This window comes from Nocardia arthritidis NBRC 100137 (assembly GCF_001612765.1).
GTDB classification, from domain to species: Bacteria; Actinomycetota; Actinomycetes; order Mycobacteriales; family Mycobacteriaceae; genus Nocardia; species Nocardia arthritidis.
The window spans coordinates 26,537-51,406 of record NZ_BDBB01000025.1; the positions used below are offsets into that span (position 1 = coordinate 26,537).

Annotated in this window: 27 protein-coding genes; 14 read left to right on the forward strand and 13 right to left on the reverse strand. The window is 68.3% G+C overall.

Annotated elements, in window-relative coordinates:
• Nucleotides 1-149: 149 nt before the first annotated feature.
• Complete coding sequence (locus NA8_RS19030) at nucleotides 150-494, reverse strand: hypothetical protein (protein ID WP_063051724.1); 345 nt, start codon at nucleotides 492-494, stop codon at nucleotides 150-152.
• Nucleotides 494-667, reverse strand: coding sequence for a hypothetical protein (locus NA8_RS33845; protein ID WP_157106781.1), 174 nt, complete (start codon nucleotides 665-667; stop codon nucleotides 494-496). Before NA8_RS33845 ends, NA8_RS19030 begins: the two co-directional genes overlap by 1 nt.
• A gap of 30 nt (nucleotides 668-697) precedes the next feature.
• On the opposite strand from NA8_RS33845, the gene NA8_RS19035 reads away from it, so the two are divergent.
• Together NA8_RS19035 and NA8_RS19040 are read left to right on the forward strand one after the other, a co-directional pair.
• Nucleotides 698-2,092, forward strand: a complete 1,395-nt coding sequence (locus NA8_RS19035) for a serine/threonine-protein kinase (RefSeq protein WP_063051725.1) — start codon at nucleotides 698-700, stop codon at nucleotides 2,090-2,092.
• Nucleotides 2,093-2,260: 168 nt separating this feature from the next.
• Nucleotides 2,261-4,315, forward strand: coding sequence for a serine/threonine-protein kinase (locus NA8_RS19040; protein ID WP_063051726.1), 2,055 nt, complete (start codon nucleotides 2,261-2,263; stop codon nucleotides 4,313-4,315).
• A 95-nt stretch (nucleotides 4,316-4,410) separates the two neighbouring features.
• On the opposite strand, the gene NA8_RS19045 is transcribed toward NA8_RS19040, so the two are convergent.
• The 3 genes from NA8_RS19045 to NA8_RS19055 form a co-directional block, all read right to left on the reverse strand.
• Complete coding sequence (locus NA8_RS19045; protein WP_063051727.1) at nucleotides 4,411-5,349, reverse strand: patatin-like phospholipase family protein; 939 nt, start codon at nucleotides 5,347-5,349, stop codon at nucleotides 4,411-4,413.
• A 133-nt stretch (nucleotides 5,350-5,482) separates the two neighbouring features.
• On the reverse strand, nucleotides 5,483-7,288 hold the full coding sequence (locus NA8_RS19050) for an acetyl/propionyl/methylcrotonyl-CoA carboxylase subunit alpha (RefSeq protein WP_063051728.1): 1,806 nt from the start codon (nucleotides 7,286-7,288) through the stop codon (nucleotides 5,483-5,485).
• Nucleotides 7,289-7,485: 197 nt separating this feature from the next.
• Nucleotides 7,486-8,403: a sulfurtransferase gene (locus NA8_RS19055; RefSeq protein ID WP_063051808.1), complete on the reverse strand. Its 918-nt coding sequence runs from the start codon at nucleotides 8,401-8,403 to the stop codon at nucleotides 7,486-7,488.
• 169 nt (nucleotides 8,404-8,572) lie between these two features.
• Here NA8_RS19055 and NA8_RS19060 point away from each other — a divergent pair, with 169 nt between their 5' ends.
• Nucleotides 8,573-9,349, forward strand: a complete 777-nt coding sequence (locus NA8_RS19060) for a helix-turn-helix transcriptional regulator (protein ID WP_063051729.1) — start codon at nucleotides 8,573-8,575, stop codon at nucleotides 9,347-9,349.
• On the opposite strand, the gene NA8_RS19065 is transcribed toward NA8_RS19060, so the two are convergent.
• From NA8_RS19065 to NA8_RS19075, 3 genes are all read right to left on the reverse strand, one after another.
• A complete protein-coding gene (locus NA8_RS19065) occupies nucleotides 9,278-9,910 on the reverse strand; it encodes a nucleoside triphosphate pyrophosphatase (RefSeq protein ID WP_063051730.1) in 633 nt (210 codons plus the stop codon). The two genes, NA8_RS19060 and NA8_RS19065, sit on opposite strands and share 72 nt — an antisense overlap.
• On the reverse strand, nucleotides 9,907-10,233 hold the full coding sequence (locus tag NA8_RS19070; RefSeq protein ID WP_439957401.1) for an acyl-CoA carboxylase subunit epsilon: 327 nt from the start codon (nucleotides 10,231-10,233) through the stop codon (nucleotides 9,907-9,909). Before NA8_RS19070 ends, NA8_RS19065 begins: the two co-directional genes overlap by 4 nt.
• Nucleotides 10,234-10,433: 200 nt before the next feature.
• Complete coding sequence (locus NA8_RS19075) at nucleotides 10,434-12,074, reverse strand: acyl-CoA carboxylase subunit beta (protein WP_063051732.1); 1,641 nt, start codon at nucleotides 12,072-12,074, stop codon at nucleotides 10,434-10,436.
• A gap of 204 nt (nucleotides 12,075-12,278) precedes the next feature.
• Between NA8_RS19075 and NA8_RS19080 the strand changes: the two genes are divergently transcribed.
• On the forward strand, nucleotides 12,279-12,467 hold the full coding sequence (locus NA8_RS19080; protein WP_157106782.1) for a hypothetical protein: 189 nt from the start codon (nucleotides 12,279-12,281) through the stop codon (nucleotides 12,465-12,467).
• A gap of 28 nt (nucleotides 12,468-12,495) precedes the next feature.
• On the forward strand, nucleotides 12,496-13,302 hold the full coding sequence (locus tag NA8_RS19085; RefSeq protein WP_063051734.1) for a biotin--[acetyl-CoA-carboxylase] ligase: 807 nt from the start codon (nucleotides 12,496-12,498) through the stop codon (nucleotides 13,300-13,302).
• Nucleotides 13,303-13,363: 61 nt separating this feature from the next.
• Here NA8_RS19085 and NA8_RS19090 read toward each other — a convergent pair whose 3' ends face one another.
• Entirely contained in the window at nucleotides 13,364-14,317 is a 954-nt protein-coding gene (locus NA8_RS19090; protein ID WP_063051809.1) for an acyl-ACP desaturase, read from the reverse strand.
• A gap of 159 nt (nucleotides 14,318-14,476) precedes the next feature.
• Between NA8_RS19090 and NA8_RS19095 the strand changes: the two genes are divergently transcribed.
• Genes NA8_RS19095 through NA8_RS19105 form a run of 3 tightly spaced genes read left to right on the forward strand, consistent with a single transcriptional unit; the run spans nucleotide 14,477 to nucleotide 17,023 of the window.
• Nucleotides 14,477-15,022 carry a PH domain-containing protein gene (locus tag NA8_RS19095; RefSeq protein ID WP_062971078.1) on the forward strand — a complete coding sequence of 182 codons (546 nt, stop codon included), beginning with the start codon at nucleotides 14,477-14,479 and terminating at the stop codon, nucleotides 15,020-15,022.
• A 17-nt stretch (nucleotides 15,023-15,039) separates the two neighbouring features.
• Nucleotides 15,040-15,717: a response regulator transcription factor gene (locus NA8_RS19100; protein WP_040865082.1), complete on the forward strand. Its 678-nt coding sequence runs from the start codon at nucleotides 15,040-15,042 to the stop codon at nucleotides 15,715-15,717.
• A gap of 1 nt (nucleotide 15,718) precedes the next feature.
• The gene (locus tag NA8_RS19105; RefSeq protein ID WP_063051735.1) at nucleotides 15,719-17,023 is read left to right on the forward strand and encodes a sensor histidine kinase; all 1,305 of its coding nucleotides are present in this window, start codon (nucleotides 15,719-15,721) and stop codon (nucleotides 17,021-17,023) included.
• 1 nt (nucleotide 17,024) lies between these two features.
• Here the strand turns inward: NA8_RS19105 and NA8_RS19110 are convergent, their stop codons facing one another.
• Nucleotides 17,025-17,564 (reverse strand): GtrA family protein, encoded by a 540-nt coding sequence (locus NA8_RS19110; RefSeq protein WP_063051736.1) that lies wholly within the window; start codon nucleotides 17,562-17,564, stop codon nucleotides 17,025-17,027.
• 39 nt (nucleotides 17,565-17,603) lie between these two features.
• Between NA8_RS19110 and NA8_RS19115 the strand changes: the two genes are divergently transcribed.
• From NA8_RS19115 to NA8_RS19130, 4 genes are all read left to right on the forward strand, one after another.
• Nucleotides 17,604-18,824 carry a 5-(carboxyamino)imidazole ribonucleotide synthase gene (locus NA8_RS19115; RefSeq protein ID WP_063051811.1) on the forward strand — a complete coding sequence of 407 codons (1,221 nt, stop codon included), beginning with the start codon at nucleotides 17,604-17,606 and terminating at the stop codon, nucleotides 18,822-18,824.
• A complete protein-coding gene (gene purE, locus NA8_RS19120) occupies nucleotides 18,817-19,332 on the forward strand; it encodes a 5-(carboxyamino)imidazole ribonucleotide mutase (RefSeq protein ID WP_084466914.1) in 516 nt (171 codons plus the stop codon). Before NA8_RS19115 ends, purE begins: the two co-directional genes overlap by 8 nt.
• Nucleotides 19,333-19,560: 228 nt before the next feature.
• Nucleotides 19,561-20,223: a TetR family transcriptional regulator gene (locus NA8_RS19125; protein WP_063051737.1), complete on the forward strand. Its 663-nt coding sequence runs from the start codon at nucleotides 19,561-19,563 to the stop codon at nucleotides 20,221-20,223.
• Nucleotides 20,224-20,386: 163 nt separating this feature from the next.
• Complete coding sequence (locus NA8_RS19130) at nucleotides 20,387-21,544, forward strand: acyl-CoA dehydrogenase (protein ID WP_063051738.1); 1,158 nt, start codon at nucleotides 20,387-20,389, stop codon at nucleotides 21,542-21,544.
• Nucleotides 21,545-21,701: 157 nt separating this feature from the next.
• Here the strand turns inward: NA8_RS19130 and NA8_RS19135 are convergent, their stop codons facing one another.
• Together NA8_RS19135 and NA8_RS19140 are read right to left on the reverse strand one after the other, a co-directional pair.
• Complete coding sequence (locus tag NA8_RS19135; RefSeq protein WP_245663906.1) at nucleotides 21,702-22,895, reverse strand: epoxide hydrolase family protein; 1,194 nt, start codon at nucleotides 22,893-22,895, stop codon at nucleotides 21,702-21,704.
• A 265-nt stretch (nucleotides 22,896-23,160) separates the two neighbouring features.
• Nucleotides 23,161-23,697 carry a DNA-directed RNA polymerase subunit beta gene (locus NA8_RS19140; protein ID WP_245663907.1) on the reverse strand — a complete coding sequence of 179 codons (537 nt, stop codon included), beginning with the start codon at nucleotides 23,695-23,697 and terminating at the stop codon, nucleotides 23,161-23,163.
• 217 nt (nucleotides 23,698-23,914) lie between these two features.
• Here NA8_RS19140 and NA8_RS35775 point away from each other — a divergent pair, with 217 nt between their 5' ends.
• Both NA8_RS35775 and NA8_RS19145 read left to right on the forward strand, forming a co-directional pair.
• Nucleotides 23,915-24,139, forward strand: a complete 225-nt coding sequence (locus NA8_RS35775; RefSeq protein ID WP_369690263.1) for a helix-turn-helix domain-containing protein — start codon at nucleotides 23,915-23,917, stop codon at nucleotides 24,137-24,139.
• A gap of 16 nt (nucleotides 24,140-24,155) precedes the next feature.
• The gene (locus NA8_RS19145; protein WP_084466916.1) at nucleotides 24,156-24,461 is read left to right on the forward strand and encodes a DUF397 domain-containing protein; all 306 of its coding nucleotides are present in this window, start codon (nucleotides 24,156-24,158) and stop codon (nucleotides 24,459-24,461) included.
• Nucleotides 24,462-24,546: 85 nt separating this feature from the next.
• Here NA8_RS19145 and NA8_RS19150 read toward each other — a convergent pair whose 3' ends face one another.
• Nucleotides 24,547-24,831, reverse strand: a complete 285-nt coding sequence (locus tag NA8_RS19150) for a GNAT family N-acetyltransferase (protein ID WP_063051740.1) — start codon at nucleotides 24,829-24,831, stop codon at nucleotides 24,547-24,549.
• Nucleotides 24,832-24,870 lie beyond the last annotated feature (39 nt).

The following is a 24,870-nucleotide window of genomic DNA, read 5'->3' on the forward strand; positions in this document are numbered from 1 at the left end:
CGCCTCCGTTCCGTGCTGTCCGATCACCCGGAATCCTCTGGTGCGCACCCCCTCGGAAAGGTCCGCACGGGCTCACCATCCGGCCGTTATCCCGACGGGCGTACGGCGTGACGCGCCGCCCTGGCACCGGCGCGCCGGTCGTCGAGTGGTCAGGATATGACCGGATGCAAGCCCAAACCCCCCTCGACGAAACGGCGGACGGACGTCAGCCCGGCGTCCAGGGCCGCTTCGTAGCCCGGGCGCGCCCACCCCGTCACCGCCGCGGTGCCGTCGCCCGCAGGCGTCGCTCCGATCTCGGCCACCAACTCGGCCGTGGTCGGTTCGCAGACCGCCCAGGAGAAATGCGTCTCCTCCGCCCAGCCCGCACTGCGCCGGGCCACATAGTCCGGCTCGGTGATGCCACCCTCGGCCAGGGCAGGACGGTCATCGATGCGGTCGTCGGCGCGCATGGCGCGCAGATACCAGGCACCCGCGTTGATCTCGATCGGCTCCATCACCGTCCACCCGTTGCGCCGCGCCCGTAGCTGGCCGCGGCGACCAGCGCGTCGGTCACCACTCCGCCGAATTCCGCGACGCCGACCGGCCTGGCTGCGACATGATCGGATGGCCGCGCCGCCATTTTCGCGCGTTTCGCGGTATCCAGGCTGATTTGGGGTAGCTCGGTCATGAGGAAGAGGCTAGCGGGAGGTTTTACGACATGGGCGAGCTGTGGTTCGGCCACTACCGCCTCGATCGGCTGATAGGCAGCGGCGGGATGGGCGAGGTCTGGCTCGCGCACGACACCACCGCCGACCGTGCCGTCGCGTTGAAGGTACTGACCGCCGCGTACGCGGCGGACGCCAAATTCCGGCAGCGTTTCACCAGGGAGGCTCGGCTCGCCACCCAAGTGCGCGGGCCGCATCTGGTGCCGATCCATTCGTTCGGCGAACTCGACGGCCGCCTGTACATCGATATGGAGTTCATCGAAGGCTCCGACGTGGCCGCGCTGCTGCGGCGCGCGGGGCGGCTGGAACCCGAGCGCGCGATCGAGATCGTCGTGCAGACAGCCGCCGCGCTCGACATCGCGCATCGTGCGGGCCTGGTACACCGCGACGTGAAGCCGTCCAACATCATGGTGACGCCCAACGGCACCGCCTACCTGATCGACTTCGGGACCGCACAGCGCAGCGACCAGCCCGCGATCACCGCCACCGGCAATGTGGTGGGCACGCTGGCCTACATGGCGCCGGAGCGGTTCGACGGCTCGGCGGTGCCCCAGTCCGATCAGTATGCGCTGGCCTGCGTGCTGTACGAGTGTCTCACCGGGCGACGGCCGTTCGACGACGGCGACCCGCCGCGCATGATGCGCGCCCACCTGATGCAAACCCCTCCGCTCGCCTCCGCACTGGATCCGGCCCTGCCGCCCGCGCTGGACGCGGTGATCGCACGCGGCATGGCGAAAGATCCCGGCCTGCGCTGGTCCAGCGCCGGGGAACTGGCATCGGCCGGGTACGCGGCCCTGACGGGCCAGGACGCCACCACGGTCGAGCTCGCGTCGTCGGTGCCGACCTTCGTGCTCCCGCCGCCGCGTGGGGTCGTCCGGACCGGCCCCGCGTCCGAAGCGCGAACGCCTTCCGGATCGCGTCTGGCGCTGGTGGCTCTCGCGGCGCTGGTCGCGCTGGTCGCCGGGTCGCTGTGGCTCGGGCACCCGGACGCGGCCGACGCGGGACCGGCCACCGCTCCCGTCCCGTCTCCGAAGCAGCAACCGTCCGCGCCGCCGTCGCACGTGCCGGCCACGCGGATGCCGGTGCCCATCTCGGCGCCGATCCTGGTACTGCCCGGCGCGGGTCAGCCGTGCGACCCGGTGGTGGACCTGCACAGTGTCACCGTGGACGGCCTCGAGCTGACCTGCACTCCGTTGGCGGACCGGTCGAGCTGGCTTCCGGCAGCGCCGGACGCGGGCGGTGTCGCCGCGGAGAACGTCGACGACTCGAACTTGTCCGGACAGCCCGCCTCCGACGACAAGCCCGGCCGGGGCAAGCCCGATCACGCGAACCAAGGCAACGGCAACGGCAACGGCAACGGCAAGCCCAAGGCCAAGCCGGGTAAGTAGCCGGCCCGTCGCGGACTGTCGTCGAGCACACAGTGGTGCGGGACGCGGGGTGCGGTTACGCTCCGAATGAGGCCGCTTCTTCGGTGTCGGCGCGGTGAGCTGCTGATTTCCGTTTTCCACGGGTGGCGGCCGGGTCGACCAGATGTCAACGGTGACTGGAGGTTCGCGATGGGGGAGGTGCGATTCGGGGGTTACCGGCTGGAGCGACCGCTCGGCAAGGGCGGCATGGGTCAGGTCTGGCTGGCGTACGACATGGTAGCGGCGCGACGGGTGGCGTTGAAGCTCCTGCCCGCCGATCTCGCGGCCGCGCCGGGATACCGCAAGCGGTTCGAGCGTGAAGCCGAAGCCGTGGCGCAGTTGCGCGACCCGCACGTGCCGCGGATCCACCGATTCGGCGAGATCGGCGGCCGGCTCTACATCGACATGCAATTCGTCGAGGGCGCCGACCTGGCGGGCAAGCTGGTGGCCGAGGGCCCGATGTCACCGGCCGTCGCGATCGGCGTCATCGGCCACGTCGCCGCCGCGCTCGATGTGGCGCACCGGGCCGGGCTGGTGCACCGCGATGTCAAACCGTCGAACATCGTCGTCCATCCCAGTGGCTTCACCTATCTGATCGACTTCGGCATCGCGCACGGGCTCGGACAGACGGCCGTGACCGCCACCGGCATGGCGATCGGCACCCTCGCGTACATGGCCCCGGAACGGTTCAGCGGCAAGGCGGACGGACGCGCCGACGTTTACTCGCTGGCCTGCGTGCTCTACGAATGCCTCACCGGTGCGCGGCTCTACGGTGACACCGATCCCGCGCAGCAGATGCATGCCCACCTGATGGCGCCGCCCCCACGTGCCGGTTCGGTGTGCGCCGCCGTCCCCGCCGCGCTGGACGCCGTGATCGCTCGCGGTCTGGCGAAGGAGCCGAGCGAAAGATTTCCCACCGCAGGAGAATTCGCCGCTGCCGCGCGAGCCGCGATCGGCGCGTCCGCTCCGGAGCCGGTAGCCGTGCCGCCGTCCGGATCGGATCGCCCGGCGACGAAGCCGTTGACCGGTGTCGATTCCGTGCCGGCCTCGGGGTCTTCGCACCGCTCCGGAGTCGACGATCTGGCGAACCCCGCTGCGCAGGAAAGGCCTTCGCCTCGAACGGACTCGAAAGCCGACGCGGCCGCACCGGAATCCGTGGGCTCCGAGCCACTGCGGCGAACCCCTACCCCGACCAAAGTTATGCCGAACCCGGGCCCTATGCCGACCCTTGTGGCCACCAGGCTCGACTGGTCGACAGTCGCGCCCAATCCTGGACCGATTCAGCGTGTTCCGAGTCCGGGCTCGTCACCACAGAGATACGCCGGTGCGCAGCGTCCGCCCGCAGCCACCGGTTATCCCGTTGCAGGACAGTCGTATCCAGCAGGGCGGTGGTACCGGACCGGGTCGTATCCCGCCGAACCTGTCCGGGGCGCACAGCCGGGGTGGCAGGAACGGTTGCTCGCTCGCGTGCTTCCCCCGAAGCACGGCCCGGTCGCATCGCCGTATCGTGCGCCGGCGCGAAAGGTCTTCCCAGCGGTCCAGCGTCCGGCACCGCCGGTCGCGCAGCGTCGCCCGGGCGTCCCGGTCCCGCAGCGTCGGCCGCGACGTCACCGGAGTCTGCTGTCGAAGATGATCGGCGCGCTGATCGTGGTGTTCCTGGCGCCGTTCGCGTTCGCGGCGGGCTGTGTCGCGTTGATCGCGGCGGGAACCAGGGCCGGCGATTCCGGCGCGCCCGCGCCCACCTTGCCGCCCTCGGCGGTGGCGGTGGAGAACCCCGGGCCACCCGGGGACGACCGCGCATCCGATCCGGCCGCCGTGGCGCCGGTGGGCAGTCCCGTGCGCGACGGCAAATTCGAGTTCCTCGTGACGAACGTCGACACGGGTGTGGCACGAGTCGGTTTGCAGCGGGCCACGGGCGCGTTCCTGATCGTCACGCTGACCGTCCGGAATATCTCCGACGAGACGAAGTGGTTCCTCCCGATGGGCCAACGCCTGCTGGACGCGCAGAACACGCCCTTCGACCACAACGCCACAGCCACCATGTGGCAGAACACCCAGCAGCGCCTCGGCTACTCCTTCGAGCTGCGCCCCGGACAGTCCGCCACCACCCAGCTCGTGTTCGACCTGCCCCGGACGGCGACCCCCGACCACTTGGAACTGCACGACTTCGTCCTCTCCGGTGGCGTGCGAGTCCACATCGCCTGAACGCCTCGGCGCCTCACCACCGCGCCGCGCCGTTGAGCTGACCCGCGATGAATATTTACCGTGCGCCCGCTGGAGCGGAGGCGGGCCGAAGTCGGTCAGGCGGCTGGGATGACGGCGGAGAGCGCGCCGAGCACGGCTGTGCGGCCGATTTGCAGAGCCCTGGCGAGCAGTGTGGTGTCCCGGGCGGCGCTGTCCACGTCCGGAGAGCCGAGGGGCGGGTGGATCTGCAGCACGGAGTCGCCGAGTTCGGCGAGGGCCCGGTCCTCGAGGTCCTGTTGCCGGGGGCGTTCGAGCCAGGCCCGGTACGCGCCGGGGGCCACGGCGCGTAGATAGCCGCCGCCGACGATCTGGTGCAGGCGCGAGGCGGGCGGGCGCCGTTCGTCCACCCTCCGGGTACGCAGGACCAAGGCATGGGTGGCGCCCGCGCGGACCGCGGTGCGGATCGGCACTGTCTCGGAGAGACCGCCGTCGAAGTAGGCCGAACTGCCCAGGGCGACCGGCGGCCCGGCCAGGATCGGCAGGCCCGCCGACGCGCGCAACGCACGCATGAGCGTCTGCTTGTCGGTGATGTGCGGATGCAGATCGACCGCCTGCCCGGTCCGGATATCAGTGGCGATCGGATGGAAGGTCGTGGAGTTGGCCAGGATCGCGTCGAAATCCATCGGTTCGACGCCGTCGTACACCTGGTGCACGAGATACCGCAGATCGAAAGCCGGACGCCCGCGCAGGAGCCGGGCCGGGTCGACGGCGCGGCGCATGATCTCCGGGTCGGTCCAGGAGCGCATGCCGGGGATCGCACGCCCGCACAGCAGCCAGGCGCCGTTGATCGCGCCTGCCGACGTGCCGTATACGGCGTCGAACACCCCGGCGAGCCCGAGTTCCTCCAGCGCCGACACCATGCCGCTGGAATACACGCCCCGGCTGCCGCCACCCTCTATCACCAGCACCAGGCGGTGACCGTCGGCGCGGCCGGCCGTGGCGCGCCTCGCGCGGATCACCTCCGCGACGGGGGAGAGGCTTGTCGAGCTGGTCACCGCAACACGATACGACACCTCGGTGTGCGGATCCGGTCCAGCGGAGGCAGCACGCGTGACGACGGAGGGACTGCCGTGTGAACAGCGGAGCGGGCGCGGGACCTCGTTGTCCCGCGCCCGCTCCGCGACGTTGCTACTTGATCTCTGCGAGAACGGTGCCCTGCGTGATCGCCGCGCCCGTCTCGACGGACAGGCCGGTGACCACACCCGCCTTGTGGGCGTTGACCGGGTTCTCCATCTTCATGGCCTCGAGCACCACGATCAGATCGCCCGCCTCGACCGACTGGCCCTCTTCCACGGCGACCTTGACGACGGTGCCCTGCATCGGAGCGGTGACCGCGTCACCGGAGGCCGCGCCGCCGCCGGCGCCGCCACGCTTGCGCGGCTTGGGCTTCTTGCGGATCACACCGGCGCCGTTACCCGCCGCGCCGGCCGCACCGGCGCCGACGGTGAAGTTGCCCGGCAGCGAGACCTCGACCCGGCGGCCGCCGACCTCGACGACGACCTTCTGACGCGGCTGATCCTCATCCTCGTCGGCAGGGGCGCCCGCACCGGTGAACGGCTCGACGGTGTTGACCCACTCGTTTTCGATCCACTTGGTGTAGACGTCGAACTTCTCGCCGTCACCGATGAACGCCGGATCCTCGACGATCGCCCGGTGGAACGGGATGACCGTGGCCAGGCCGTCGACCTCGAACTCGGCCAGCGCGCGCCGCGCCCGCTCCAGCGCCTGCATGCGGTTCTCGCCGGTGACGATCAGCTTGGCCAGCATCGAGTCGAACTGCCCGCCGATCACGCTGCCCTCCACCACGCCGGAGTCCACGCGCACACCGGGGCCCGACGGCTCCTTGTACACGGTGACCGGGCCGGGGGCGGGCAGGAAGCCGCGGCCGGCGTCCTCGCCGTTGATGCGGAACTCGAAGGCGTGGCCGCGCGGCGTCGGGTCCTCGGTGATCTCCAGCTTCTCGCCGTTGGCGATGCGGAACTGCTGGCGAACCAGGTCGATGCCCGCGGTCTCCTCGGTGACCGGGTGCTCGACCTGCAGCCGGGTGTTCACCTCGAGGAAGGAGACGGTCTCGCCCTGCACCAGGTACTCGACGGTGCCCGCGCCGTAGTAGCCGGCTTCCTTGCAGATGGCCTTGGCCGAGGCGTGGATCTTCGCGCGCACCTCGTCGGACAGGAACGGCGCGGGGGCCTCCTCGACGAGCTTCTGGAAGCGCCGCTGCAGCGAGCAGTCGCGGGTGCCCGCGACGATGACGTTGCCGTGCTTGTCGGCGATGACCTGCGCCTCGACGTGGCGGGCCTTGTCCAGGTACTGCTCGACGAAGCACTCGCCGCGACCGAAGGCGGCGGTGGCCTCGCGGACGGCCGAGTCGTACAGCTCCGGGATCTCCTCGATGGTGTGCGCGACCTTCATACCGCGGCCGCCACCACCGAAAGCGGCCTTGATCGCGACCGGCACACCGTACTTCTTCGCGAACTCGACGACCTCGGTCGCGTCCTTGACCGGGTCCTTGGTGCCCGCGGCCATCGGCGCCTTCGCGCGCTCGGCGATGTGCCGCGCGGTGACCTTGTCGCCCAGGTCGCGAATGGACTGCGGGGAGGGGCCGATCCAGATCAGCCCGGCGTCGATGACGGCCTGGGCGAAGTCGGCGTTCTCGGAGAGGAAGCCGTAACCGGGGTGGATGGCGTCGGCGCCGGACTTGGCAGCGGCGTCGAGGATCTTGTCGAACACGAGGTACGACTCGGCCGAGGTCTGGCCGCCCAGGGCGAATGCCTCGTCGGCGAGCTTGACGAACGGGGCATCGGCGTCCGGCTCGGCGTAGACCGCGACGCTGCCGATACCGGCGTCTTTGGCCGCCCGGATCACGCGCACGGCGATCTCGCCTCGGTTAGCTACGAGTACCTTTGTGATCCGCGCGCTGGCATGGCTGGGCACTGAGCCTCCTGTGTGCATTCTTCTGGTCGCTTCGCCGGGGGTGGGGTCGCTGTGCAGCCTCCGCTCCCAAAATCGACTTGTTTACGTCTCGGGCGAGTGTAGGCAGTCTGCCAACAGACGCCGAACTCGGCTAGCCCTACTCAACAGTAGGTCGCGGATCACAACGCACGCGGTCTGTGTTTGGGACCGCACCCGACTCACCTGCTCCGGGTGCGCCGAGAACCGCCGCGTGCAGGCACTTCGCCGGGTTCGTCTCCCTTGGCGATCGGCATCCGCACCGAGTTTCCCCACTCGGTCCAGGACCCGTCGTAGTTGCGCACTCCGTCGCGCCCGAGCAGGTAGGTCAGGACGAACCAGCTGTGGCTGGATCGCGCGCCGACTCGACTGTAGACGATCACCTCGTCCTGGCCGGCCGACGCGCGGTAGACGTCCTCGAGTTCGGCGCGCGAGCGGAAACTCCCGTCGGCGGCGACCGCCTCGGTCCACGGGACGTTCGACGCGCTGGGGATGTGGCCGCCGCGCAACGCCGCGTCCTCGGGATTGGCCGCGTCGAGCACGCGCGTGCCGGAGTATTCCTCGGCCGAGCGCACGTCGATCACCGGTTTGCCGAGGTGGGCGAGCACGTCCTCGCGGAAGGCGCGGAAGGTGCTGTCGTCCCGGCGCACGGCCGGGTAGGCGCTGCGCGCCGGATAGCCGGGCTCGAACGTCGTGTCGCGCCCCTCGGAGATCCAGGCCGCGCGTCCGCCGTCGAGCAGGCGCACGTCCTCGTGCCCGAACAGGGTGAACACCCACGCCGTGTGCGCCGCTTGGGTGTTTCCGCGATCCCCGTAGATCACGACTGTGTCGTCACGATCTATGCCTTTGGCGCGCATGAGTTCGGTGAAGCGGGTTCCGTCGATATAGTCGCGCGTGACCGGATCGTTCAGATCGCTTCGCCAATCCAATTTGGTGGCGCCCGGAACGTGCCCGATGTCGTACAGCAGCGTGTCCTCATTGGCCTCGATGATCTCGAGTCCCCGCGCGCCTATGTTTGCCGACAGCCACTCCGTGGTTACTAGTCGGTGAGGGTGTGCGTAGGAACCGAGTGAGGGATGAGGGTCCGGAGCGACGGGCACGGTGTTCGGGTCCTTCATGCATGGGTGGACGGCGGTGGCAGCGGTTCGAGGCCTCACAGCGATGGTAGGTGTGCGGCGACAGTGACTCTCGTTTCAGATCACAAATCGGATGAGGGCCGAATAAAGGGCACCTACATCCGATAAAGTCTCCCGGGAGGAGGGGTGAGCTATGTCCGATTCTTGGCCGCGGCGGCGACTGCTCGCGATCCTACGTGGCGCCAGCGAGCCTCTCGACGCCCAGGAACTGGCCAGAATCACCGGACAGCACGTCACCACGGTCCGGTTTCATCTCGATGTGCTCACCAGGGAATCCCTCGTCCGGCAGTTCCAGCAGCCGCCGCGCGGCCGTGGGCGGCCGCGTATCGGATACAGCGCGGTGCAGCGATCGGTGGGTTACCAGGACCTGGCGCAAGTGCTGGCCGATCAGCTCGGCCCCGACTCGCGGCGCAGATCCGAGGCCGCGATCGCCGCGGGCCGCGCCTGGGGCAGCAGACTCGACGTGGGTGACCATCGGGTGGAGTCGCTGGAGGACGCCAAGGACCTCACCATGACGTTGATGTCGGAACTGGGCTTCGCGCCCGAGCGCGACCCGTCCTCGGAGACCGAGGGCAAGGTGCTGATCCGCCTGACGGCGTGCCCGCTGCGCGAACTGGCGCGGACACACTCCGAGGTGGTCTGCGGCGTACACCTCGGCCTGCTCGAAGAGGTGCTCGACCGGGGCGGCGCGCACGGGACGATCGACGTGCGGATGCACTCGTTCGTCGAACCGGAGCTGTGCGTGGCCCGGCTGGAACTCATCGCGGCACAGCGCGCCGAGGCCCAGGAGGCGACGCCGGTGTCCCCGGGCGGGGACGCCGAGGCGTTCACCGCGCCGTCAGGCCGTGTGGCCCCACAGCTGCGTAACGCTGATCCCAACATCGCCAAGCAGTCGGCGCAGCAGTGGTAGCCCGATGCCGATGACGCTGGACGGGTCGCCATCGATGCGATCGACGAACCAGCCGCCCAGCCCGTCGAGGGTGAACGCGCCCGCCACCTCGAGCGGCTCACCGGTCGCGATGTAGGCGTCCAGCTCGTCCGGCTCCGGCTTGGCGAAGTGCACGGTGGTGCTGCTGCAGTCGACCGCTTCGGCGGTGATCCGGCCATCCCGCATCCGCACCACGCAGTGGCCGGTGATCAGATCCGCGCTGCGCCCGGCCATGTCGCCCCACCGCGCGCGAGCTACCTCGGGGGTGTGCGGCTTGCCCTGCAACTCGCCGTCGACGAGCAGCATCGAATCGCAGGCCACCACAACGCAGTCGCCGGCCAACTCCGGAATGTCCGCGGCCACGGCGGCCGCTTTGGCGCGCGCCAGTTCCACCACGATCGCGCGGGGTGGCGTGCCCTCGGGGAGGGCGGCGGCGACCGCGTCCTCATCCACGGCGGAGACCCGGACGATGGGGTCGATGCCCGCCGAGCGGAGAACCTCCCGGCGGGCCGGGGACGCGGAAGCCAGGATCAGCCGCGTCACCCGCGCAAGTGGGACAGCTGCGGGAAGGCGTACGGGGAGAACGGCGAAGAGCCGCGATGCATCAGCGTCGGGTGGCCCCACATATCGGGCGGCCCGGCGGGGCCGGTGGGCGCGGCGCTGTTCGCCACGGCGGACAGCACGCACACCAGCGCGGCGAGTTCTTCGTCGCTCGGCGAGCCCTTCACGACACGGAAGAACGGCTCAGCGGTGGCCTCGGCGGATAGCGCGGCCGCGTCCGAGCCGGTGGAGGCACCGGTCTCGTCTGCGATCCGGTCGACTGTGAGATCCAGTTCGACGGCGCTCAACACATCTTCTTCTGCCACGGTCGTCACAGTGCCAGGTCCTCTCTTCGCCTCTATCAGCGGACTGATCAGGCTATTCCCGTTTTCCGACTAGCTACGGATGAAGCAATCGTCCTCGGATGCACTCATTGCGTCTCTGCAACAAGCCGGTACACGCCAGAGTAAGTGTTACCGAGGCCGATGCCATCCTTTGTGCGCGGCCTATCGAGCGTATCGCTCGATCACAGCGGGATGTTGCCGTGTTTCTTCGGCGGAAGGGTCACCATCTTGCGTTCGAGCAGTCGCAGCGCGGACACGATCTGGCCGCGCGTGTGCGACGGCGGGATCACCGCGTCCACGTATCCGCGCTCGGCGGCGACGTACGGGTTCACGAGCGTGTCCTCGTATTCGTTCTGGAGCTCGAGCCGCAGCGCATCGACGTCTCCGCCCTCTTTGGCGGCCTGCTGCAGCTGCTTGCGGTAGACGAATCCGACGGCGCCGGAAGCGCCCATGACGGCGATCTGGGCGGTGGGCCAGGCGAGGTTCACATCGGCGCCCATGTGCTTGGAACCCATGACGTCGTAGGCGCCGCCGTAGGCCTTGCGGGTGATGATCGTGATTTTGCCCACAGTGGCCTCGCCGTAGGCGTACAGCAGCTTCGCGCCGCGCCGGATGATGCCGTTGTACTCCTGCCCGGTACCGGGCAGGAAGCCGGGCACGTCGACCAGGGTGATGATCGGAATGTTGAACGCGTCGCAGGTGCGCACGAAGCGTGCGGCCTTCTCCGAGGCGTCGATGTCCAAGCAGCCCGCGAACTGGGTGGGCTGGTTGGCCACGATGCCGACGCTGCGGCCGTCGATCCGGCCGAAGCCGACGATGATGTTCATCGCGCGCTCGGCCTGCACCTCGAGGAACTCGTCGTCGTCGAGCAGACGCCGGATCACCTCGTGCATGTCGTAGGGCTGGTTCGGCGAGTCCGGGATGATCGAGTCCAGCTCGAGGTCCTCGTCGGTGAGCGAGTCCTCGATCGCGCCGTCGATCGGGTCGGTGGCCGGGAAGCGGGGCGCATCGGCCCGGTTGTTGCTCGGCAGGTAGGACAGCAGGTCCTTGACGTAATCCAGGGCGTCCTGCTCGCCGGAGGCGACGTAGTGCGCGACGCCGGACTTGGTCATGTGCGTGTGCGCGCCGCCCAGGTCCTCCATGGTGACGTCCTCACCGGTGACCGTCTTGATGACGTCCGGGCCGGTGACGAACATCTGGCTGGTGCCGTCGACCATGACGACGAAGTCGGTCAGCGCCGGGGAGTACACGTGGCCGCCGGCGGCCGGGCCCATGATCAGCGAGATCTGCGGGATCACGCCCGAGGCCTGGATGTTGCGGTGGAAGATCTCGCCGTAGAGACCGAGCGAGACCACGCCCTCCTGGATGCGGGCGCCCGCGCCCTCGTTGATGCCGATCAGCGGGCGGCCGGTCTTCAGCGCCAGGTCCATCACCTTGACGATCTTCTCGCCGTAGACCTCGCCGAGGCTGCCGCCGAACACCGTGACGTCCTGGCTGAAGATGCAGACGTCGCGGCCGTCGATGGTGCCGTAACCGGTCACCACGCCGTCGCCGAGCGGGCGGTTGTTCTCCAGGCCGAAGTTGACGCTGCGGTGGCGGGCCAGGGCGTCGAGTTCGACGAAGGACCCTTCGTCCAGCAGCGCCAGGATGCGCTCGCGGGCGGTCATCTTGCCCTTCGCGTGCACCTTGTCGACCGCGGCCTCACCCATCGGGTGCTTGGCCTCTTCCAGCCGATTCCGCAGGTCAGCCAGCTTCCCGGCGGTGGTGTGGATATCGGGGGAGCCCGCCGGACCTGATGCGGGCTGCTGCTGGACACTCGTCATGGCATCGGAGTGTAACCAGTACCAGCGTTTACTTTCTAACCAAGACCGGGCTACCGGCGAGTAGAAAACCGCAGCTAGATCAATTTTCCCAGGCAAACTTCCTGGTCGGTAGCAGGGTTCGGAAGGCGGAAAATGAGTATCGCCGACCGGTCCTGCCCACCTAGCCTGAGGGCGACGGATTTCCGAGCGGGGGAGGAGCACGTCATGTGGGAATGGGGTAGAACTCGCGCGGAGTACGCCGCCGAGACGGCGTGGACGCGGACCGCCGAGGCGCCGCCGAAGTACGGCGAGCCCGAGGTGTGGGCCGAGGCGGCCGAAGGCGAGCGGGAGGACGGCGACGGAATGGGCGCGGCGGCGCGCGACCCGATTATCTCGTATGACCTGGTCGGGTAGCGCCCGGCACGCCGAGTAGCCTGCCGGTGTGCAGAGGCCACCGTTGGATGCAGAGCAGTTGCGGCGCAGTGCCGTCGAGTCGCCCGAGCTGTCGTTCTTCACGCGGATCGACGTGGTCGAGTCGACCGGGTCCACGAACGCGGATCTGATCGCACGGGCGGCCGATCCGGCCGCCGACCGCGTGGTTCTGCTGGCGGAGACCCAGGTGCAGGGTCGCGGCAGGCACGCGCGCACCTGGGTCAGCCCGCCGCGGGCGCAGCTGGCGATGTCGCTGCTCGTGCGGTTGCCCGGGATCGGCCCCGCCTCGCTCGCTTGGCTGGCACTGCTGACCGGCGTGGCCGTGGTCGACGCGCTGCGGGCCTCGGCGGGCGTGCCCGCGGAACTCAAATGGCCCAACGACGTGCTGATCGAGGGCCGCAAGGTGGCCGGCATCCTGGCCGAGGTCGCGGCGAGCGCGGAGGGCGGCGCGCCCGCCGTGGTGATCGGGCTCGGACTCAACGTGAGCCTGACCGAAGAGGAACTGCCGGTGCCGCACGCCACCTCGCTCACCATCGCCGGCGCGCGGCAGACCGATCGCACGGTGCTCGTGCGATCCCTGCTGACCGAGTTCGCCCGCCGCTTCACCGCGTGGCGCGACGCGGACTGGGCGATCGACGAACTGGCCGCCGCCTATCGCGAGCGGTGCGCCACGATCGGCGCCGAGGTCCGTGCCGAACTGCCCGGGGACCGGATGCTGACCGGCGTCGCCGAGGGCGTCGACGAGTACGGCCGCCTGCTCATCGGCGGGCAAGCGGTATCCGCCGGCGACGTCACGCATCTGCGCGCCCAGTACTGAGCGCCGGACCGCCCGGCGGCGCGGCGGGCGCCGCGCCGCCGGCAACGTGCGGCTGCGTGCCTCAGACGCGCTGGGCGACGCCGCGCGAGGCATCCCGGGCGAGGGCGCGATCGCGCTGCTCCTCGAACTTGATCACGTCGTTACTCAGCTTCTCCAGGAACGCGCCCAGTTCGTCGCGCGCCTGCTCGCCGCGCGGCCCGTAATCGGAGCGCTCGAAGACGTTCCACTGCTTGAGCACCGGCTGGAGCACCTCCTCCAGATGCTGGCGCAGATCGTAGATGCCGTGCTTGGCCATCAGCACGCCGTAGCGGCGGAAATTCGGCATCCCGGCGCCGGGCATCAGGAAATTGCGCACGATCCTGGTGATCGCGGGCAGCGCTTGGTCGGGGACCAGGTCGAGCGCGGCGCCGCACACCGAGCGATAGAAGATCATGTGCAGGTTCTCGTCGGCGGAAATGCGCTGGAGCAGGCGGTCGGCCACGGCGTCGTTGCACGCCTTGCCCGTATTGCGGTGCGACACACGGGTGGCCAGCTCCTGGAAGGTGACGTACGCGACGCTCGCCAGGAATCCGCCCCACCCCTCCGGTGACTGGACGCCGTTGCTCATGTGGATCATCCGCGCCTGTTCCAGGGCGACCGGATCGACGGCGCGGGTGACGACCAAGTAGTCCCGCATGGCGATGCCGTGGCGATTCTCCTCGGCGGTCCACCGGTCGACCCAGGTGCCCCACGGACCGTCCTCGGAGAAGTTCTGCGCGATCTCCCGGTGATAGGAGGGCAAATTGTCCTCGGTGAGCAGATTGGTGATCATGGCGACCCGGGCGACCTCGCTGAGGTGCGATTGCTCCGGTTCCCAGTCGACGCCGCCCAGTGCGGCGAAATTGCGGCCCTGGCTCCACGGCACGTAATCGTGGGGGTTCCAGTCTTTCGCCATGGACAGGTGCCGATTGACATTCTCTTCGGCGACGGGCTCGAGTTCGGCCAGGATTTGCAGCGGGGTCAGGTCTTTGGTCACGCGTTCCTCCACGGTCGGAATCGACGATGATGGTGAGCCGGGCGTTGCGCGATACAGAGAGCCACTGCGCGGAATCGTCACACGCAGGGTGCCGATTGTGCAGCATGACGCGCTGCGGTGTCAGCCGTTCCGACATCTTCAGGCGGTAGTGTTCCTGACATGGGTTATCCGGAGGATGTGCTGGCGCCCGAGGAACAGCTGCTGCTGCATCGCCACCCGCATTGGAAGATGCTCTTCTGGCCGATCGTGACGCTCATCGTGGCCACCGCGCTCGCCGGTTTCGCAGGGGGACTCGTCTCGCAGAAGGCCACGGGCACCACCGCCTCGGCGCTGCTCGTCACGGTGCTCGTGGTGTATCTGGCGATCCTGCTATGGCGTTGTGCCGCACCGGTTATCCGATGGAAGTCGACGCATTTCATCATCACCGACCGGCGGGTGCTGGTGCGTCAGGGCGTGCTCACCCACAGCGGAATCGACATCCCGATGAGCCGGATCTCCAGCGTGCAGTTCCGGCACGGACTCTTCGATCGGCTGCTCGGCACCGGGACGCTGATCATCGAGTCGTCCTCCTCGGAGCCGCTGGAATACGACGACATCCCGTCGGTCCAGCAGGTGCACGCGCTGCTGTACCACCAGGTGTTCGAGGTCGAACGCCATCGCGATGGCCGAGACGAGCGCCGGGACGACCGTCGCAGCTACCGGTGAGCCCGTAACCTGGGCGTATGACCGCTGTACTGCTGGCCGAGGACGACGACGCCATCGCGGCCCCGCTGTCGCGCGCGCTCGGCCGCGAGGGCTACTCGGTGACCGTCGAGAGTTTCGGCCCGGCCGTGCTGCAACGAGCCCTGGAAGGCGGCCATGATCTGCTCATCCTCGACCTCGGCCTGCCCGGCATGGACGGGCTGGAGGTATGCCGTCAGGTGCGCGCTCGCGGCGCGGATCTGGCCGTGCTGATGCTCACCGCGCGCACCGACGAAGTGGATTTCGTGGTGGGGCTGGACGCGGGCGCAGACGACTACGTCGGCAAGCCGTTCCGCCTCGCCGAGCTGCTGGCCCGGGTGCGAGCGCTGTTGCGGCGCAGCGGAATCGGCGACGACACGGTCGAGGTCGGGGGGATCCGCCTGGAGCCCGCGGCGCGGCGCGTGCTGGTCAACGGAGTCGAAATCGGTTTGGCCAACAAGGAATACGAGTTGCTCAAGGTACTGATCGACCGGGCGGGCCAGGTGGTGGCGCGCGAGACCATCCTGCGCGAGGTGTGGGGCGACGCGGAGTTGCGCGGTTCCAAGACGTTGGACATGCACATGTCCTGGTTGCGCCGAAAGATCGGCGACGAGGGCCCCATGGCCGAACGGCGCATCGTCACCGTGCGCGGGGTCGGTTTCCGGCTGAATACCGACTGACGTGCGCCGCCGGATCCTGCGCTCCATGCTCACCGTGCTGACCCTCACCACGGTGGTGCTCGGCGTGCCGCTCATCTACACGGCGTGGTTGTGGGTGGAGGACATCACGCGCAACGACCTGCAGAACCGGCTGGACCGGATCGCCGCGGAGATCATCGCGCAGGAGCGCGACGGCACGGTGCCCGGCGAGCTGGACATCCGGTCGGTGGCGCCGCTGGTGCCGGAGAACGGGAAGCTCACCCTCGTCTACCCGTCGCAGCAGGACAACGCTTCCCGGCGCGACATCGGTGTGGCCCAGGTGCCCGACCCGCTGGTCGAGTCGCTGTCGATGGGCAAGTCCGCGTCGCTGCGCCTGGAGGTGCCCTCGGCGCCGATGCACGCCATGCAGCGCCAGGCCGTCGCGGTGGTCGCGCTGGCGGTGCTCGCCTCACTCGGCGCGGCGGTGTCGGTAGCGGTGGTCACCGCGCGGCGGGTGGCCGATCCGCTGCGGGACGTCGCGGCGCGCGCGGCGCGGCTGGCGATGGGCGATTTCCGCCCCGATCCGCGCAGGCACGGCATCGCGGAACTGGACCGCGTCTCCGACGTGCTCGATTCCGCGACCGTGGAGATCGCCGGACGGCTCCAGCGTGAACACGCCCTGGTGGCGGACGTCTCACATCAGCTGCGCAGCAGATTGACCGCCGTGCGGCTGCGCCTCGACGAGCTGTCCGCGCATCCCGATCCGGAAGTGGTGCACGAGGCCGAGGAGGCGATGGCGCAGGTCGACCGCCTCACCGACGCGATCGACGATCTGGTCCGCGCCTCCCGGGATGAGGACGCGGCCGATCGCGATCCGGTGCCGGTGATGGACGAGTTGCGCGGTGTGGTCGCCGAATGGACCCACCCGTTCACCGAGGCGGGCCGGACGCTGATGCTCACCGGCGACGAGTCGCTGCGCGCCCCGATCACGGGTTCGCGGCTGCGCGAGGCGGTCGCGGTGCTGGTGGACAACGCGCTCATGCACGGCGGCGGGACCTGCACGGTGTCGGTGCGCTCGGTGCGGCCGGGGGTCGGCCGTGAGCCGCTGGTGTGCGTCGAGGTCGCCGACGAGGGGCACGGCGTTCGTGACGAACTGGCGCCGCACATCTTCGACAGGGGTTTCTCCGCGGGCGGTTCCACCGGAGTCGGGCTCGCGCTGGCGCGGGCGTTGGTCGAGGCGGACGGCGGACGCCTGGAATTGCAACGGCGCAGGCCCGCGCTGTTCGCGGTGTTCCTCGGAGCCTCGAAGGCCCGTCCGGCGAACGCGGTGGTGGCCGAGCCGCGCTGACTCAGCTGCGGCCGAGTTCCTCTTCCACGAGGTCCACGAACTCCGCTTCGAGCTCTTTCATCTCGTCCGGGAAGACCCAGCGGCGCATCGACCAGAAACGGAAGGCCATCTGCAGCAGATTGCCGATGATGAAGGCGCTGATGAAGTCGGCGATGTTCTCGACGGTGAAGCTCACGTTGGGCTGGCGCAGGTCGAAGACGTAGCTGGAGATCCACAGCGGGGTGAAGGCCAGGACCACGCCCACGCCGCTGACGGCGAAGAACAGCAGCGCCTCGTGATGGCGTTCGCGCCCGCCGCGATTCTTGAACGACCATTCCCGGTTCAGGATGTAGGACGCGATCACGGCGATGACGCCGGAAATGATCTTGGCCGTGACCGGTTTCTCCGCGAGTACCGTCCACTTGAGTCCGTAGAAGATGCCACTGTCGATCACGAACGTGGTCGCCCCGACGATCGCGAATTTGATCAACTCCCGATGCCGGTACGCGATATCTTGCAGCGGCTTGGGAAGGACGCTGACCACGTCGTCGACGAATGACACAAGACCGGAGTGTACCGGTACCGACCATTCGCGCCGGACATGACAATATTGTCCGACGTGAGCGCACGTTCCTTCGATCCATCGGCAATGCCCACCGTCACCATGATCGGTGGCGGACAGCTGGCGCGCATGACGCATCAGGCGGCGATCGCGCTGGGCCAGCGGCTGCGCGTACTCGCCGAGAACCCCGAGGACCCGGCCGCCCAGGTGAGCCCCGAGGTGGTGCTCGGCAGTCACACCGACCTGGGCGCACTGCGCAAGGCGGCGGTCGGCTCGCACGCGCTGACCTTCGACCACGAGCACGTGCCGACCGAGCACCTGGAGGCGCTGGTCGCCGAGGGCGTCAACGTGCAGCCGCCGCCGCAGGCGCTGGTCTATGCGCAGGACAAGCTGGTGATGCGCAGCAAACTGAGCGGGCTCGGGCTGCCCGTGCCCGCGTTCACGCCGGTGACCTCGGTCGCCGACGCGGTGCGCTTCGGCGACGAGCACGGCTGGCGGATCGTGCTGAAGGCGGTGCGCGGCGGTTACGACGGACGCGGCGTGTGGATGCCCGAGTCCGCCGACGAGGTCGGCGCGATCGTCACCGACCAGCTCGCGTACGGCGTCCAGTTGCTGGCCGAGGCGAAGATCGAGCTGAAACGAGAGCTCTCGGCGATGGTGGCCCGTTCGCCCTTCGGGCAGGCGGCGACCTGGCCGGTGGTGGAGACCGTGCAGCGCAAGGGCCAGTGCGCGGTCGTCATCGCGCCCGCGCCCGACCTGCCGGAGGACACGGCCGCCGCGGCGGAGACGATGGCGTTGAACCTCGCGAAGCAACTCGGCGTCGTCGGCGTCATGGCGGTGGAGCTGTTCGAGACCACCGACGGCAACCTGCTGGTGAACGAGCTGGCCATGCGCCCGCACAACTCCGGGCACTGGGGGATGGACGGTGCCCGCACCGGGCAGTTCGAACAGCATCTGCGCGCCGTGCTCGACTACCCGCTCGGCGACACCGCGCCGCTGGCGCCCGTGACCGTGATGGCGAACATCCTCGGCGCGCCGCAGGCCCCGGAAATGTCGATGGACGAACGGCTGCACCACCTGTTCGCCCGGCTCCCGGAGGCGAAGGTGCACCTGTACGGCAAGGGCGAGCGTCCGGATCGCAAGATCGGACACGTCAACATCCTCGGCGACGATGTAGCCGAGGTTCGGGAGAAGGCCGAGCGGGCGGCGCACTGGATGTCGCACGCGATCTGGACCGACGGATGGGATCCGCATGAGTGAAGAAGTGGCCATCGGCCCGGCTGTCGGCCTGATCATGGGCAGCGACTCCGACTGGCCGACGATGGAGGCCGCCGCGGAGGCGCTGGCCGAATTCGGGATCCGCTTCGAGGTGGGCGTCGTCTCGGCGCACCGCACTCCCCAGCGCATGCTCGACTACGCGCGTGACGCGGCGAGTCGCGGGTTGAAGGTCATCATCGCCGGTGCGGGCGGCGCGGCCCACCTGCCCGGCATGGTCGCCTCCGCCACACCGCTACCGGTGATCGGCGTGCCGGTCCCGCTCGAGTACCTCGACGGCATGGACTCCCTGCTGTCCATCGTGCAGATGCCCGCGGGCGTCCCCGTCGCCACCGTCTCCATCGGCGGCGCCCGCAACGCCGGCCTGCTCGCCGCCCGCATCCTCGCCGCCCACGACCCGGCCCTGCGCACCCGGATGGAACAGTTCCAGGCCGGACTCGAGCAGATGGTGCTGGAAAAGGACGACGCACTGCGCACGAAGCTCTTGGGCTGACACGGCCTGCTCGCCTGGTTCGAGTTCGGCGGGTGCGCCTCGGTCACCGGGCGGGGGACCACCGAGGATGCCAGCGCCGCGACACGTTCACCATGTGTGCCGCCTGTCGCGTGGTGAGTTCGACGGACGAGGCCGCCGCGACAAATGGCGGAATCTCCGGCGCGGAGAACTGGGGGTTTCGGTTGCTGACTACGGTGTGAGGTCGTGACTACAGGGGATATCGCTCGGATGCGGGGAGGCGACGACACCGCGCATTTTCGGCTCACGGTGGTGGATCAGGCGCTGCGGTTGTTCGCCGAGAAGGGGTACGAGGCGACGACGGTCGATGAGATCGCCGAGGCGGCGGGGATCTCGCGGCGCACGTTCTTCCGGCAGTTCCGGTCCAAGGAGGACGTGATCTTCGCCGATCACGAGTCTCAGCTGGCGCAGGCCGAGCAGTTCCTATCCGCGTCGCGCGAGGACCCTTGGGAGGCGGTGTGCGCGGCGGTGGTGCAGGTGTTCGAGCGATTCACGCAGTGGCGGGAGATCGCGGCGCGGCGGTATCAGGTGGTGCGCCGGGTTCCCGCGTTGCGGGAGCGCGAGATCGTCACGGTGTTCCGTTACGAACGGTTGTTCACCGACTACCTGCGCGAGCGGCTGCCCGATGTTCCCGATCTGGCGCGGGTGCAGTTCGCCGCTGCCGTGACGGCGACGCACAACTACCTGCTGCGCCGGATGGTGCGCGGCGAGTCGGACGCGGGCGCCGCCGACCTGCGGTTGGAGCTGGCCGCGATCCCGCGCGGCGCGGGGCGTGCCGTGAACCCCGACGAGCTGGTCGTCGCCGTGTTCCCGCGCGATGCCGCGCCCAGGCAGATAGCGGACCTGCTGGTCCGCAAGCTCGGCACCCTGTGAGGTGGCGCTGAGTGCGACCAATCTGACACTGAGTGCCACGTCATCTTCCCATGTGATACGCGTCCATGCGGGTATACTCGACTCATGTGTGGCACTGAGTGCCGACGCGTTGCTTTCTCGGCGGAAAGCGGCGATCACCACCGACGACCAGGAGTGAAGCCCGATGGCGGGAAACCCCGATTTCGACCTGTTCAAGCTCGAGGACTTCCACGATGAGCTGCGCGCCGCGATCCGCGCTCTCGCCGAGAAGGAGATCGCTCCGCACGCCAAGGACGTCGACGGCAACTCCCGCTTCCCGGAGGAGGCGCTGACGGCGCTGAACGCCTCCGGTTTCAACGCCGTGCACGTGCCCGAGGCCTACGGCGGCCAGGGCGCCGACTCGGTGGCCACTTGCATCGTGATCGAAGAGGTCGCGCGCGTCTGCGGTTCGTCCTCACTGATCCCCGCCGTGAACAAGCTCGGCACCATGGGCCTGATCCTGAACGGCTCCGAGGAGCTGAAGCAGAAGGTGCTGCCGGACATCGTCAACGGCGAGATGGCCTCCTACGCGCTGTCCGAGCGCGAGGCGGGCTCCGACGCGGCAGGCATGCGCACCCGGGCCAAGCGCGAGGGTGACGACTGGATCATCAACGGCTCCAAGTGCTGGATCACCAACGGCGGCAAGTCCTCCTGGTACACCGTGATGGCGGTGACCGACGCGGAGAAGGGCGCCAACGGCATCTCGGCCTTCCTGGTGCACAAGGACGACGAGGGCTTCGTGGTCGGTCCGCTGGAGCACAAGCTGGGCATCAAGGGCTCGCCCACTGCCGAGCTGTACTTCGAGAACTGCCGCGTGCCGGGTGACCGCATCGTCGGCGAGCCGGGCACCGGCTTCAAGACCGCGCTGCAAACGCTCGACCACACCCGCCCCACCATCGGCGCGCAGGCCGTCGGCCTGGCCCAGGGCGCGCTGGACGCGGCCATCGCCTACACCAAGGACCGCAAGCAGTTCGGCAAGTCGATCGCCGACTTCCAGAACACCCAGTTCATGCTCGCCGACATGGCGATGAAGATCGAGGCCGCCCGCCTCATGGTCTACACCTCGGCCGCCCGCGCCGAGCGCGGCGAGCAGAACCTCGGCTTCATCTCCGCCGCCGCCAAGTGCTTCGCCTCCGACGTCGCCATGGAGGTCACCACCAACGCCGTCCAGCTGTTCGGCGGCGCGGGCTACACCACCGACTTCCCGGTGGAGCGCATGATGCGTGACGCGAAGATCACCCAGATCTACGAGGGCACCAACCAGATCCAGCGCCTGGTCATGAGCCGCGCGCTGCTGAAGTGAGGTTTCTGTAGATCACGTGACGTTCGGGCGGTTCTGGAATGCATCTCAGGCCCTCGTCAGGCCGTCAGTGCCCAGGCCGCCCGAATAGCCGTGCTGCCTCGTCGTCGAAACGAGTGACAGTGATGCTGCTGCGAGAGACTGTCTCGCGTGGCCGGACTCAGCCGACTTCGGCGAAGAACCGCCGGATGTCGCCGACGAGCAGTTCGGGTGCCTCGTGCGCGGCGAAGTGGCCTGCGGCATCGTTCGGACCGCCGATCGCCGAGCCTGCGTCGTAGGAGTTCCAGCTGACGATATTGCTGTGGTCACGCTCGGCGAACCGGCGGATCGACTGGAAATCGCCCTTGAACATGGCGAGTGCGATAGGGGTCGTGGTCGAGCCGGTCGGGCGGTCGGCGCTGTGCGCCTCCTCGTAGTAGTACCGGACCGAGGAGGCGGCGGTGCCGGTCAGCCAGTAGAGGGCAACGTTGCCGATGATGAAATCGGCGTCCAGACTCTCACCGAAAAGTTGTGCGTTCCAGCCCAGTAGGCCGATCGGCGAATCGGAGAGCGCGTAGGCCAGCGTCTGCGGCTGCTGGCTGCACAGGATGTTGAAGGCCATCTTGTCGTCCTGGAACCACTTCAAGTGTTCGAGTGCCGCCAGATCCTCCGGCGAGAGGTCGACGAACTCGGCCGGATCGCCGGACGGGAACGAAAACAGCTGTGTCACATGCACACCCACCACCCGGTCCGGTGCCAGGCGACCGATCTCCGGGGAGACCATCGAGCCGCCGTCGTTGCCGATCGCACCGAAGCGCTGGTAGCCGAGCCGATCCATCAGCTCGATCCAGGCTTTGGCGACGCGCCGCATGGTCCAGCCGGTGCTGTGCGTCGGGCCGGAGAAGCCCATGCCGGGCAATGCCGGAATCACGAGGTGGAAGGCGGGATGCTCAGCAGAGTCCGGCGTGGTCAGCGACTCGATGACGTCGAGGAACTCGAGCACCGAGCCGGGCCAGCCGTGAGTCAGGACCACCGGCAGCGCGTCCGCGCGAGATGACCGGATGTGCAGAAAGTAGATGTTCTCGCCATCGATCTCAGTGGTGAACTGCGGGTAGGCGTTCAGCTTCGCCTCGAGCGCCCGCCAGTCGAAGGTCTCCAGCCAGTACTGTGCCAGGCCGCGCACCCGATCCTGGGGGACTCCATAGGAGTCCCCCACGCCGGGCAGTTCGCTCGGCCACAGGGAGCGGCGCAGACGCTCGGCCAGATCGTCGAGCTCGGTCTGCGGAATGTCGATACGGAAGGGCTTGATGGTGCTCATGGCGATCTCCTTTGGAATGGAATGCTTCGTTCTGTTTGAATATACAGAACGGATCATTCCGTTTCAAATCTGGAACGCGACGTCTCGCGGGCGGTGATGAAGGCGATGTCAGGGGTGTAGATACAGCCGTTCGCACGGCAGTCTCGGGTAGCCGTCGGTGTCGTCTGTGGATACTTCGACTGCGTCGTGCCAGTGGCGGGCTCGCCACTCCTGGACGAAAAGGCATGCGGCCGTCACGCAGGCGACGAAGTCCAGGCGGGCGCCGTGCCAGAACACCGACAGGTGAACATCCGGCTCGGAAGGGATGGGGGATGCCGCGCGATCAGGCATATGCCGCCCATCGCCGGCGGCGCGCGAGCTTGTCGGCCACGCAGCCACGGATCGCCGCGACGACCACCCGGCCGGAGGGGCGAAATGCCGTGTTGGGCCGCGTTATCCACGCGCGGAACTGGGTTCCGCGATCTGCGGGGCTCGGCAATGCGATCGTCCCCCCGTAGCGGATGATGGACACGTTCAAGCGGAACATCTCGGCGAACAGCGGTACGTCGTCCGGCAAGTCCGGCCGGATGATGAACGTCCAGCGTTTCGATCGAGGATGCGACAGGACCGGTCCCAGCTCGTGGCCGTGATACTGCATCCACGCCTTCACGTGCTGGCCCAGGACGGCGGGCATGGTTATGGCCCAGACCATCCCGGTTCGGACGATGATCCGGCCGATTTGGGGAGGGTCGACCGTCGCGGGGAGGCTGCACACCTGTCGGTAGTAGTGGCAGCGAGACAACGGCGTGTCTCCAAACGCTGTGTGGCGCAACGAGACCTCTGCTTCATCGAAGGGTTCATGGGTGCGCCCGAACTCCAACGGCTCTTGAACGAAACCCCGAAGGGGAGCGAACCAGGTTGTGAGGTCTACGTTTTCGCATCCCCCGTGAGGCGCTACCTCAGGGAACCACTGGACCAGCGGGATGGAATACGTAAAGATGAAATCTCATCAGCTCCACCAGCATGTTTTTCATCCTGCATTGAGAATTGGCCCGGAGATGAGAAGCCTGGGCCGCCTGAGTAGACAGGAACCCGGCATGGCCGAAAGTGGTGGCTCGACCCTCCCTCGCCGTCAGCTCGGTAGGCACCTGCGGAACGGACGCGAGGCGGCGGGATTAACTCTGGCCGATGTGGGCGAACGGATGCAGTGGAGCGTCAGCACCGTTCAGCGGATGGAGGTCGGCAAGACCGCGATGCCTACCAGCAGTTCGAGCGCGCGGCGCTGGGTCCGGAGCAGAGCAAAAACCTGCTTCGGCAGATAGCAAGGGAGTATGCACCGTGAATACCGATCGCTCCGAGTCCAAGTGGTTCAAGAGCAGCTACAGCGGAGCTGACAAAGCCTGCGTCGAGGTCGCTTTCCTCGAACAAGGTCATATCGGCGTGCGGGACTCCAAGAACCCGTCCGGCCCGGCGCTGGTGTTCACACCCGGCGAGTGGGACGCCTTCACCGCTGAAGTAGCGGCCGGGAAGTTCCAGCGTTCTCGAGCGCTGAGGAGCCCGCCACGGAGTGCCCTCTCCGAGCACGTCGAGCTTCCGTGGTGGGATCCACGGTGCCCAGGCGAGAAGCTGCCGCCCACCCAGTAGCTCCGCGAGTGGCACATGGCTGCGGCGAAACGCGAGTAGACCTCTCGCTGGTGCGCCACTCGCGGGCGTGCGTCGTCGGGGTGGGTTAGTTCACCAAGTCGGCGTATTCGCGGTGTTCGGCGATGTACTTCTCCACGTACCAGCAGGTGGGGATGACCGAGAAGCCCTCCTTGCGGGAGTCGTCGAGGGCGTATTCGACGACCTGGGCGGCTACTCCGTGGCCCCGGAACTCGGGGAAGGTCATGGTGTGGTGGAAGTCGCGGACCTTGGGGTCTTCGCGTTCGGCGTAGTCGGCGTACCCGGCGAGGGTGTCGTCGATGTAGATCTCGAAACGGGTATCGGCGACGTTGTGTTCGAGCCTGGTCGTCATGTTCGAGTAGAACTCCTTGTGCGCGTGGAATGTTCCGAG

Excerpts from the sequence above, each read along its gene's own strand:
- NA8_RS19030 (WP_063051724.1), bottom strand. The coding sequence starts at position 494 with ATGGAGCCGATCGAGATCAACGCGGGTGCCTGGTATCTGCGCGCCATG.
- NA8_RS33845 (WP_157106781.1), bottom strand. The coding sequence starts at position 667 with ATGACCGAGCTACCCCAAATCAGCCTGGATACCGCGAAACGCGCGAAA.
- NA8_RS19035 (WP_063051725.1), top strand. The coding sequence starts at position 698 with ATGGGCGAGCTGTGGTTCGGCCACTACCGCCTCGATCGGCTGATAGGC.
- NA8_RS19040 (WP_063051726.1), top strand. The coding sequence starts at position 2,261 with ATGGGGGAGGTGCGATTCGGGGGTTACCGGCTGGAGCGACCGCTCGGC.
- NA8_RS19060 (WP_063051729.1), top strand. The coding sequence starts at position 8,573 with ATGTCCGATTCTTGGCCGCGGCGGCGACTGCTCGCGATCCTACGTGGC.
- NA8_RS19075 (WP_063051732.1), bottom strand. The coding sequence starts at position 12,074 with ATGACGAGTGTCCAGCAGCAGCCCGCATCAGGTCCGGCGGGCTCCCCC.
- NA8_RS19080 (WP_157106782.1), top strand. The coding sequence starts at position 12,279 with ATGTGGGAATGGGGTAGAACTCGCGCGGAGTACGCCGCCGAGACGGCG.
- NA8_RS19095 (WP_062971078.1), top strand. The coding sequence starts at position 14,477 with ATGGGTTATCCGGAGGATGTGCTGGCGCCCGAGGAACAGCTGCTGCTG.
- NA8_RS19100 (WP_040865082.1), top strand. The coding sequence starts at position 15,040 with ATGACCGCTGTACTGCTGGCCGAGGACGACGACGCCATCGCGGCCCCG.
- NA8_RS19115 (WP_063051811.1), top strand. The coding sequence starts at position 17,604 with ATGACAATATTGTCCGACGTGAGCGCACGTTCCTTCGATCCATCGGCA.
- purE (WP_084466914.1), top strand. The coding sequence starts at position 18,817 with ATGAGTGAAGAAGTGGCCATCGGCCCGGCTGTCGGCCTGATCATGGGC.
- NA8_RS19125 (WP_063051737.1), top strand. The coding sequence starts at position 19,561 with ATGCGGGGAGGCGACGACACCGCGCATTTTCGGCTCACGGTGGTGGAT.
- NA8_RS19130 (WP_063051738.1), top strand. The coding sequence starts at position 20,387 with ATGGCGGGAAACCCCGATTTCGACCTGTTCAAGCTCGAGGACTTCCAC.
- NA8_RS19135 (WP_245663906.1), bottom strand. The coding sequence starts at position 22,895 with ATGATCCGTTCTGTATATTCAAACAGAACGAAGCATTCCATTCCAAAG.
- NA8_RS35775 (WP_369690263.1), top strand. The coding sequence starts at position 23,915 with ATGGCCGAAAGTGGTGGCTCGACCCTCCCTCGCCGTCAGCTCGGTAGG.
- NA8_RS19150 (WP_063051740.1), bottom strand. The coding sequence starts at position 24,831 with ATGACGACCAGGCTCGAACACAACGTCGCCGATACCCGTTTCGAGATC.